The sequence below is a fragment of the Streptomyces bambusae genome (assembly GCF_019400985.1).
Lineage (GTDB): Bacteria > Actinomycetota > Actinomycetes > Streptomycetales > Streptomycetaceae > Streptomyces > Streptomyces bambusae_A.
The window spans coordinates 1-9169 of record NZ_WTFF01000292.1; the positions used below are offsets into that span (position 1 = coordinate 1).

Here is a 9169-nt window from a genome sequence, read left to right on the forward strand (position 1 = left end):
CACGCGGAAGCTCGTGGGCAGCGGCAGATGTGGTTAAGAGACAGGTGGCGGCTCCGGCAGCCCGACCACGGGCAGCGGCAGCCCGGGCGGCGGGAGTCCCGGTGGCGGGAGTCCCGGCGGGGGCAGCCCCGGCGGCTCGGGGTCCACCCCGCCCCAGGGCTGCGGCGGGGGCGTCTGGGGCGCCCTCACCAACGTCGGTGACGGGCTGAAGGTGGGCCTCGCCAGCAGCAGCCCCCAGTCGGGGACCAAGGTGGTCATGGGCGGCACCACGGCCTTCGGCTGGGTGTACGAGCGCAGCAACTACGAGACCTTCCGGGTCTGCTCCGCCAGTGGTGCCCCGCTCGCCCGGGCCCTGACGCAGTTCAACGAAACCGTGCGCGTCGAGCTCGGCGGCGCCGGCGGCGGACTGTGGTGGAACCTGGAGCGGGTCCCGTCGTCGAACGCGTACTACATCAAGGACATCGCCTTCCAGGGCGGCTGCCTGACCGACAACGGCGCGGGCCAGCAGCTGACGGTGGTCCCGTGCGTCGCGGGGAACAAGGCCCAGCAGTGGCGGATCCCCTGACCCGCGTCCGGCCCCGCGTCCCACTCCGCGTCCGACTCCGTGTCCCGGCCGGTCGGGCGACATCGACCGGCGCGGGCGGGCGTCCTGGGCGGTCGGCGGAGGCTGAGCGGCGAAGATTGGGGCGCCCGCGCCGGGGAAGGAGCGGGGCGTGCCGCCGTGCGGCACGGTCCGCCGTCGGGAGATTCGGGAGGTGTGGACGGTGCCGGACGAGGAGCGCCGGATCGTGCTGGTCCGCCACGCGAAGGCGGTGCCCAAGGACGAAACGGAGGATTTCGACCGCGGGCTCGCGGACCGGGGGCGCGCCGACGCCCTGCTGACCGGGCGCTGGCTCGCCGGGTCCGGGTACGCCGTGGACCTCGCGCTGTGCTCGTCGGCGCGGCGTACCCGGCAGACGTGGCAGTTGATGCTCCCGGCGTTCGCCGCGCCCCCGCCGACCGCCTACGAGGACGCGCTGTACCGGGCCGGCGCCGACGAGCTGCTCGGCGCGCTGCGGGAACGGTCCGACGACCTGACCGGAGTACTGCTCGTGGGCCACAACCCCGCCGTGCACGAGCTGGCCCGGCAGCTGTGCGGCGACGGCCCGCAGCCGCTGCTCGACCGGCTGGCCGATTCCTTCCCCACGTCGGCCGTGGCGGTGCTGACCGTCCGCGCCCCCTGGGCGGACCTGGCCCCGGGGTCCGCCCGCCTGGCCGCCTTCTGGTCCCCGGGCGACTGACTCCCGGCCGCGGACCGGCCTCAGGCGCGGGGGGCCGGGCCGGTCAGGGGCGGGTTGAGGCGGGCGAAGCCTTCCTGGCGCTCGTAGGGGAAGTACGGGTACGGCGCCGGGCGGTGGCTCACGGCGTCCAGGCGGGCGATCTGCTCGGGCATCAGGTTCCAGCCGACGGCGCCGAGGTTCTGGCGCAGTTGCTCCTCGTTGCGGGCACCGATGATGACGGAGGACACGGTGGGCCGGTGCAGCAGCCAGTTGAGGGCGATCTGGGGGACGGTCCGGCCGGTCTCCGCCGCGATCCCGTCCAGCACGTCGACGACGTCGAAGAGCAGCTCGTCGTCGACGGGCGGGCCGTAGTCGGCCGTCCGGTGCAGCCGGCTCCCGGCGGGGAGGGGACGGCCGCGGCGCAGCTTCCCGGTCAGCCGGCCCCAGCCGAGCGGGCTCCAGACGAGGGCGCCGACGCCCTGGTCGCGGCCGAGCGGGAGCAGCTCCCACTCGTAGTCGCGGCCGACGAGGGAGTAGTAGACCTGGTGGGCGACGTAGCGGGGGAAGCCGTGGCGGTCCGCCGCGGCCAGGGACTTCATCAGCTGCCAGCCCGCGAAGTTGGAGACGCCGACGTAGCGGATCTTGCCGGCGCGGACGAGCTGGTCGAGGGCGGACAGCACCTCCTCGACCGGGGTCGCCGCGTCGAAGGCGTGCAGCTGGAACAGGTCGATGTAGTCGGTGCCGAGCCGCCGCAGGGCGTCCTCGGTGGCCTTGATCAGGCGGGAGCGGGACGTACCTGCGTCACCGGGGCCGTCGCCCGTGGGCAGGCCAGCCTTGGTCGACAGCAGGACGCGGTCGCGGCGGCCCTTGACGGCCGCGCCGAGGACGGATTCGGAGGCGCCGGCCGAGTAGACGTCGGCGGTGTCGAACAGCGTGATCCCGGCGTCGAGGCAGATGTCGACGAGGCGACGCGCCTCGCGGGCGTCGGTGTCGCCCCAGGCCTCGAAGAGCGGGCCCTGGCCGCCGAACGTGCCGGCGCCGAAGCTGAGGGCGGGAACGGTGAGACCGGAAGCGCCGAGCTGCCTGTACTCCATGACAAAGCTCCTCAGGACGAGTCAATAGTTAACGGAACGCTGGACCCCTTAAGCTGATCCCACCGTAACAGCAGCAGCGGATTAATGGAACTGGAGACCCGTTATGGCGAGTGATGTGGGCACGGGGACCGGCGCCGAGGACGAGACCGAGACCGAGACCGAGACCGGGACCGGGACCGGGACCGGGACCGAGGCCGAGGCCGGTGGGGTGGCGGCGGGTGCGGAACCGGGCACCCAGCGGCCCGGCGGCCGGACGGCCCGGGTCCGGGCGGCGGTGCTGCGCGCGGCCGGCGACATGCTGGCCGAACTCGGCTTCGACCAGCTAGACCTGGCCGAGGTGGCCCGGCGCGCGGACGTCGGCAAGACGACGGTCTACCGGCGCTGGGGCACACCGGCCGGGCTGGTCGCGGACCTGCTGAGCGACATGGCCGAGCAGTCGGTGCCCCGCACGGAGACGGGCACCCTCGACGGCGACCTGCTCGCCAACGCCGACCTGGTCCGCCGCACCCTGTCCGACCCCCGCCAGGGGCCCCTGTTCCGGGCTGTGATCGCGGCGGCCGGCACGGACGACAGAGCGGCCGAGGCGCTGCACCACTTCTACGCGGTGCGCGTCGCTGAGTGGGCACCGTGCGTCCGGCAAGCCGTCGGCCGCGGCGAACTCCCGGAGGGCACGGACGCCGAGGAGGTCGTCCGCCAGGTCTCCGCCCCCCTCTACTACCGCCTCCTGACGACCGGCGCCCCGCTCGACGAGGCGTCGGCGGTCCGCGCGGCCCGCGCGGCCGCGGCGGCGGCCCGCGCCGGGGCGTTCACGGGCTGAGGGCCGGGGCGTTCACCGGCTGACTGCCCGGATGTTCACTGGCTGGGGGTCGATACGGCGCAGCACGCGGCGCGCGGCCGGTCCGGGCCTGCGCCCACCCCCGGCCCCCGCCCCCGCCACCCCGGAGGGTGGACGTGGGCACCCCGACGGCGTGTGGTCGTCCCCCTGACCTTGCGGCCCGCGGCGGCGCCGGGAACCTATGGTCGGGGCATGGCAAGGGAGCGCGTGTGGGAGTACGGGCCGGACGGGCTGGCCGAGACCGGTCCGCCGGCGGTCGGCGGGGAGCTCAGGGCGGTCGGCGGGGCGATCGAGGTGGCCGACTCGTGGCTGGTCGAGGACGGCCGGGTACGGAGTCTGGAAGGTCACCGGCGGCGGTTCGCCGCGGGGGTGCGCGAGGTGTCCGGCCGGGACGTGACGGACTTCTGGGACGCCGTCGTCGCGCAGCTGCCCCGCGAGGGTGACTGGTTCCCCCGGGTGGAACTGGCCGGGGGAACCCTCCGGCTGCGGCTGCGCGGTACGCCCGAGCGGACCCGTACGGTCCGGCTGTGGCCGACGTACGAGGACCCGCGGCGGGCGCCCCGCCGCAAGGGCCCGGACCTGGCGGCACTGGGCGGGCTGATCACGCGGGCCCGCTCCGAGGGCGCCGACAACGCGCTGCTGCTCTCGCCGGAAGGCCTGGTGCTGGAGGCCGCGACCGCCACCCTCGTGTGGTGGGAGGGGCCGCAGTTGTGCGTGGTGGACCCCGAACTGCCCGTCCTGGAAGGGGTCACGGCCGGCTGGATCGTGGCCCGCGCCGCCGCGCTCGGGGTTCCGGTGCGTACCCGGCGGGCCCGGCCTGCGGAGCTGGACGGGTGCGAGACCTGGGTCGTCAACGCCCTGCACGGCATCCGGGCCGTGACCGGATGGTCCGGGGCCGGCGTCACCGCCGGCCCCGCGACCCGGGCTCAGGAGTGGCACGAGGCCTGGCTGGCCTCCGCCGAGCCCCTGCCGCCGCGGTAGCGGCACAGGTTCAGCAGCCGCAGCGCGAGGTCCACGCCGGCGCGGCCCAGGCTGCCCCGGTAGCGGGCGATGACCTGGGTCTCGCGGGCGAGGCGGGTGGTCGGCCGGCCTGCCTCGGCCCGGTTCCGCTGGATCTCGTGCACCAGCGCGGCCCGTTGCACGATCAGCGCGATGATCTGGTCGTCGGTGGCGTCCACGCGGTGGCAGAGCGCCTCCTCGTCGGCCGGGGCCCGCACGGGGGACGCCGCGGCGGTCCGAGGCGTGCAGCAGGTCGTCCCCGACGCCGCTCCGACGGCCGGCACGGGGGCGGGCTCCGGTACGGGGACGGACTCCGGCAGGGCAGCCGGCACGGGGACGGACTCCGGCACGGGGACGGGCTCCGGCAGGGCGGCCGGCAGGCGGGCGGGCAGGGTGAGGACGGGACTGGCGGTCAGCATGCGGGTTCCTCTCGTTGGGCCCGGGCCAGCCGTACGGCGGCCAGGGCGGCCGCCGCCGACAGGGCCAGCGACCAGGCGAAGGTGACGGCGAACGCGTCCGCCCGGGCGGGCGCCGTCGCGTCCGCGGAGTCGAGTCCGCTCTGGAGCACCGCCACCAGCACGGCCGTCGCGATGGACCCGCCCAGCCGCTGGAGGACCGCCAGCTGCGGAGCGGCGTCGCCGATCTTCGCGGGCTCCAGGGTCCGGAAGGCGGTGGTCATCGCGGGCATGACGGACAGACCGACGCCGAAGCCGGAGAGGGTCATGGCGGCGCCGATCACCGCGTACGGCGTGTCCGCGCGCAGCAGGACGAACGGGACGGACGCGACCAGGCTCAGCACCGCCCCGGCCAGTGCGGTGCGGCCGCCGCCCCACCGCTCGGCGGCCCGGCCGGAGAGCCAGGTCGCGGCCGCCGCGCCGATGCTGGAGGGGACCAGGAGCACAGCCGTGGTGACGGGGTCCGCCTGCCGGACGTCCTGGAAGTACAGCGGCATGACGACCATCCCGCCGTACATGCCGGTCGACAGCAGGAACGTGGTCACGGACGCGGCCCGGAAGACCGGCCTGCGGTAGAGCCGGACGTCGAGGAGGGGGTGGGCGGTGCGCAGGCTCCGCAGGACGAACAGGACCAGCAGGACCGCGCCCGCGCCCAGGGCGAACGGGGCGCCGGCGCCGCCGCCGAGCCCGTACGTCAGAGCCGCCATCGCCGTGGACACCGCCACCAGCCCCGGCACGTCGAGCGGCGCTGCCGCCTCACGGCTGCCGGGCTCCAGCAGGAGCAGGGCGCAGGCGACGGCCGCGGCCCCGACGGGCAGGTTGACCAGGAAGATCCACCGCCAGTCGGCGTGGTGCAGCAGGAGGCCGCCGGCGAACGGGCCGAACACCGGGGCCAGTACGATCGGCACCCCGACGGTGGCCATCACGCGGGACATGTTCTTCGGCCCCGCCGCCCGGGCCAGGATCATCTGGCCGACGGGCATGATCAGTCCGCCGCCGAGGCCCTGGAGCGCGCGGAACGCGATGAGCTGGGGTGCGTTCGCCGCCAGCGCGCACAGCGCGGAGGCGAGGGTGAACACGACCACGGCCCACACGTACGTCCTGCGGGCCCCCAACCGGCGGGCGGCCCAGCCCGAGACGGGGATGACCGCGGCCACCGCCAGCAGGTAGGCGGTGACCACCCACTGGACGGTGGCCAGCGGGGCGGACAGGTCCGTACTCAGGGCGTCGAGCGCCACGTTGACGATCGTCGAGTCGAGAAACGACATCGTCGCGCCCACGATGACGACCGCGGCGGCCTTGCGGACCTCGGGGCCCAGCCCCCGGCGGGTGCCCGCCGGGGCCGGGTCCGGGTCCGGGGCCTGGTCCGGGTCCGGATCCGGTGCCGTCGCGGCGGCCGGGATGTTCGGTGCGGTCATGACAGGGTCGTCCCCAGCCAGTGGGCGACGGCGCGGGCGGCGCTGTGCGCGTCGTCCTCCATCATCGTGAAGTGGTCGCCGGGCACGTCGACGGCCGTGTGCGCGAGCGGCCAGGACGCCCGGTGCGCGGCATCGGGGACCAGGGAGCGGTCCGCGCCGACGAGCAGGGTCGGCACCGCCATGGGGTCGGGCCGCCAGTTGTGGAAGAGGCGGAGGTAACCGCCCATGGCGGTCAGCCGGGTGTCGGTCATCCAGCCCAAGTCATTCTCCCGTTCGAACATCGCGTCGGTCATGCCCGAGCGGAACGCGGGCAGGGCCGCGTCCTCGGGCAGGAAGGTGTCCAGCAGCACCAGGCCCGCCGGCGGGGTGCCGCAGCGTTCGAGGTGCCGGGCCACCGCGTGGGCGAGCCAGCCGCCGGAGGAGTAGCCCGCGAGGGCGAACGGCGCGCCCCCGGCTCGGCGCAGAGCCGCCCCGGCCAGGTGCCCGACCAGAGCCTCGGCGGTGCCGGGCAGTGCCTCGCCGTCCGTGTATCCGGGCAGCGGCAGGACGGATACGTCGCGGTGACCCCGGAAGGGCGCGGCGAACCGTGCGAACTGGTGCGGGCTCGACAGTGCGGTGACCGAGGGCAGGCAGATCAGCGCCGGCCCGTGCGGCCCCTCGGCGAGGCTGACCGGGTCGGGCCCCGCGTACGCCGGGTCGTCGAAGGCCGGTCGCAGGGCGGCGGCCGCGACGAGCAGGGCCGTGCCCTCGTGGATCTTGCCGTCGGCGCAGGCCCGGCGGTAGAGCTCGGCGATCGGCTGGGCGGCCGCCGGCTCGGGTTCGGCCGGGCGTACGGTCCGGCCCGCCGCGAGTTCGCCCTCCAGGTGCTCGGCCAGGGCGGCCGGGGTGGGGTGGTCGAAGACGGCGGTGGCCGGCAGCCGCAGTCCGGTGGCGGTGCCGAGGCTGTTGCGCAGGCGTACCGAGGTCAACGAGTCGAAGCCCAGCTCCAGGAACTTGCGGTCGGCCTCGATCCGGTCGGCCGAGGCATGGCCGAGCACCGCCGCCGTGTGGGCCAGCACCAGCGTGAGCGGGTCCTCGGTGACCTGCGGGGCGGGGCCGGTGGCCGCGGCACGGTCCCGGCGCGGGGCGACCAGGCCGTGCAGCAGCGGCGGCAGGTCCTCGTGGCGGGCGCGGGCCCGCAGCGCCGGGAGCTCCAGGCGGACGGGCACGAGGAGGGCTTGGTCGTGGGTGGGTGCGGCATCGAGGAGGGCCAGGCCTTCCTCGGTCGTCAGCGCCGCGACCCCGCCACGGCTGATCCGCTCGACGTCCCCCTCACCCAAAGCCCCCGTCATGCCGCTGCGTTCGGCCCACAGACCCCACGCGAGCGACAGCCCCGGCAGGCCCAGGTCACGCCGGTACTGGGCCAGCGCATCCAGACAGGCGTTGGCGGCGGCGTAGTTGCCCTGGCCCGGAGCACCCAGCAGGCCGGACGCCGACGAGAACAACACGAACGCCGACAGATCCGACCCACGGGTGAGCTCGTGCAGGTTCCACGCCGCGTCCACCTTCGGCCGCAACACTTTGTCCAACCGCTCCGCGGTCAGGGACTCCACCACGCCGTCGTCCAGGACGCCGGCGGTGTGGATCACACCAGTCAGCGGGTGCTCGGCCGGTATCGACTCCAGGACGGCGGCCAGCGCCTCGCGGTCGGCGACGTCACACGCCACCACCCGCACCTGCGCCCCCGCCTCAGCGAGTTCGGCCACCAGGTCCTCGCCGCCACCAGAACGGCTGAGCAGCAGCAGGTGCCGTACGCCGTGCACGGCGACCAAGTGGCGGGCAACGGCCCGGCCCAACGTCCCCGTACCGCCCGTGACCAGCACCGTCCCGCCCGCGGCGAACGACAACGCAGGAGCCGGCTCGGACGGCGACACCGCCCGCACCAGACGCGGCACACGCGCCGCTCCCCCACGCACCACCACCTGCGGCTCGGCAGAAGCGACATACGCATCCGCGTCCTCGCCGACCGGCAGATCCAGCAGCGCGATACGGCCCGGGTGCTCCGACTGCGCCGAACGCACCAGACCCCACACCGCCGCACCCGCCAGATCAGCCGCACCCGCACCGACCGCACCCCGCGTCACCACCACCAGACGCTCGGCGTCCTCGTCGGCGATGTGCTTCTGCACCGCGCCCAGCACCACGTCCAGGGCGCAGCGAACGCCTGCCGATGTGTCCACCTCCACGACCCGGCCCGCAGCCACGGCCTCACCGCCGACCGGGGCCGGCACCCAGTCCAGCCGGAACAACGCATCACCCACCGCCCCGGCAGCCACCCCACCCGCCAACGGACGCAGCGAGAGCGCCTCCGCGGTGAGGACCGGTCGGCCGGTGGCGTCGGTGGCGGTCAGGTCGATCGTGTCGGTGCCGACCCGCCGCAGCCGGACGCGCAGGGCCGCCGCTCCGGCGGCGTGCAGTTCGACACCGTTCCAGGAGAACGGCAGGCGGACGCCGGGGCCGCCGAGGAGGGTGCCGAGGCCTGCCGCGTGCAGGGCGGCGTCGAGAAGGGCGGGGTGCAGGCCGAACCGGCCCGCGTCCGCCACGTCCCCCGCCTCCAGAGCCACTTCCGCGAACACCTCGTCACCCAGCCGCCACGCCACCCGCAACCCACGGAACGCCGGACCGTAGTCGAGGCCGGCGTCGGCCATGCCGTCGTAGAAGCCGGAGAGGTCGACGGGCTCGGCTCCCGCCGGGGGCCACACCCCACCGGGGATCGGCTCCGGTCCGGCCGGTCGGCCGGCGGGGGCCGGAGCCAGGCGGCCGGAGGCGTGGCGGGTCCACGGGCCTTCGGTGTCGTGGGCGGGGCGGGCATGGACGGTGAGGGGCCGGGTGCCGTCGTCGTCGGCGGGGCCGACCGACAGTTGCACCTGGGCACCTCCGCGGCCCGCGAGCACCAGGGGGGCTTCGAGGGTCAGCTCCTCCAGCCGGCCGCACCCCACCTCGTCCCCCGCACGCACACCCAACTCCACGAACGCCGTACCCGGAAGCAGCACCGACCCCGCCACCGCGTGATCACCCAGCCACGACACACCCGACACCGACAACCGCCCCGTGAACACCACCTCACCCG

General features: G+C 75.4%; 8 protein-coding genes. 4 read left to right on the forward strand and 4 right to left on the reverse strand.

Annotated elements, in window-relative coordinates; translation table 11 throughout:
• The first annotated feature begins 256 nt into the window (after window positions 1-256).
• Both GPJ59_RS28805 and GPJ59_RS28810 read left to right on the forward strand, forming a co-directional pair.
• Window positions 257-565 (forward strand): hypothetical protein, encoded by a 309-nt coding sequence (locus GPJ59_RS28805; protein ID WP_219670631.1) that lies wholly within the window; start codon window positions 257-259, stop codon window positions 563-565.
• Between the two features lie 190 nt (window positions 566-755).
• Window positions 756-1280, forward strand: a complete 525-nt coding sequence (locus GPJ59_RS28810) for a SixA phosphatase family protein (protein WP_219670632.1) — start codon at window positions 756-758, stop codon at window positions 1278-1280.
• Between the two features lie 20 nt (window positions 1281-1300).
• Here the strand turns inward: GPJ59_RS28810 and GPJ59_RS28815 are convergent, their stop codons facing one another.
• Window positions 1301-2353 (reverse strand): aldo/keto reductase, encoded by a 1053-nt coding sequence (locus GPJ59_RS28815; protein WP_219670633.1) that lies wholly within the window; start codon window positions 2351-2353, stop codon window positions 1301-1303.
• A 103-nt stretch (window positions 2354-2456) separates the two neighbouring features.
• Here GPJ59_RS28815 and GPJ59_RS28820 point away from each other — a divergent pair, with 103 nt between their 5' ends.
• The gene (locus GPJ59_RS28820) at window positions 2457-3170 is read left to right on the forward strand and encodes a TetR/AcrR family transcriptional regulator (RefSeq protein ID WP_219670634.1); all 714 of its coding nucleotides are present in this window, start codon (window positions 2457-2459) and stop codon (window positions 3168-3170) included.
• A gap of 210 nt (window positions 3171-3380) precedes the next feature.
• Window positions 3381-4169: an aminotransferase class IV gene (locus GPJ59_RS28825; protein WP_219670635.1), complete on the forward strand. Its 789-nt coding sequence runs from the start codon at window positions 3381-3383 to the stop codon at window positions 4167-4169.
• On the opposite strand, the gene GPJ59_RS28830 is transcribed toward GPJ59_RS28825, so the two are convergent.
• The 3 genes from GPJ59_RS28830 to GPJ59_RS28840 form a co-directional block, all read right to left on the reverse strand.
• On the reverse strand, window positions 4115-4606 hold the full coding sequence (locus GPJ59_RS28830; protein ID WP_219670636.1) for a chorismate mutase: 492 nt from the start codon (window positions 4604-4606) through the stop codon (window positions 4115-4117). The two genes, GPJ59_RS28825 and GPJ59_RS28830, sit on opposite strands and share 55 nt — an antisense overlap.
• A complete protein-coding gene (locus tag GPJ59_RS28835; RefSeq protein WP_219670637.1) occupies window positions 4600-6060 on the reverse strand; it encodes a DHA2 family efflux MFS transporter permease subunit in 1461 nt (486 codons plus the stop codon). The genes GPJ59_RS28830 and GPJ59_RS28835 overlap by 7 nt, the downstream gene beginning before the upstream one ends.
• A partial coding sequence (locus tag GPJ59_RS28840) for a type I polyketide synthase (protein ID WP_219670638.1) occupies window positions 6057-9169 on the reverse strand: 3113 nt, incomplete at its 5' end. The genes GPJ59_RS28840 and GPJ59_RS28835, both read right to left, overlap by 4 nt.

Excerpts from the sequence above, each read along its gene's own strand:
- GPJ59_RS28805 (WP_219670631.1), top strand. The coding sequence starts at position 257 with ATGGGCGGCACCACGGCCTTCGGCTGGGTGTACGAGCGCAGCAACTAC.
- GPJ59_RS28815 (WP_219670633.1), bottom strand. The coding sequence starts at position 2,353 with ATGGAGTACAGGCAGCTCGGCGCTTCCGGTCTCACCGTTCCCGCCCTC.
- GPJ59_RS28820 (WP_219670634.1), top strand. The coding sequence starts at position 2,457 with ATGGCGAGTGATGTGGGCACGGGGACCGGCGCCGAGGACGAGACCGAG.
- GPJ59_RS28825 (WP_219670635.1), top strand. The coding sequence starts at position 3,381 with ATGGCAAGGGAGCGCGTGTGGGAGTACGGGCCGGACGGGCTGGCCGAG.
- GPJ59_RS28830 (WP_219670636.1), bottom strand. The coding sequence starts at position 4,606 with ATGCTGACCGCCAGTCCCGTCCTCACCCTGCCCGCCCGCCTGCCGGCC.
- GPJ59_RS28835 (WP_219670637.1), bottom strand. The coding sequence starts at position 6,060 with ATGACCGCACCGAACATCCCGGCCGCCGCGACGGCACCGGATCCGGAC.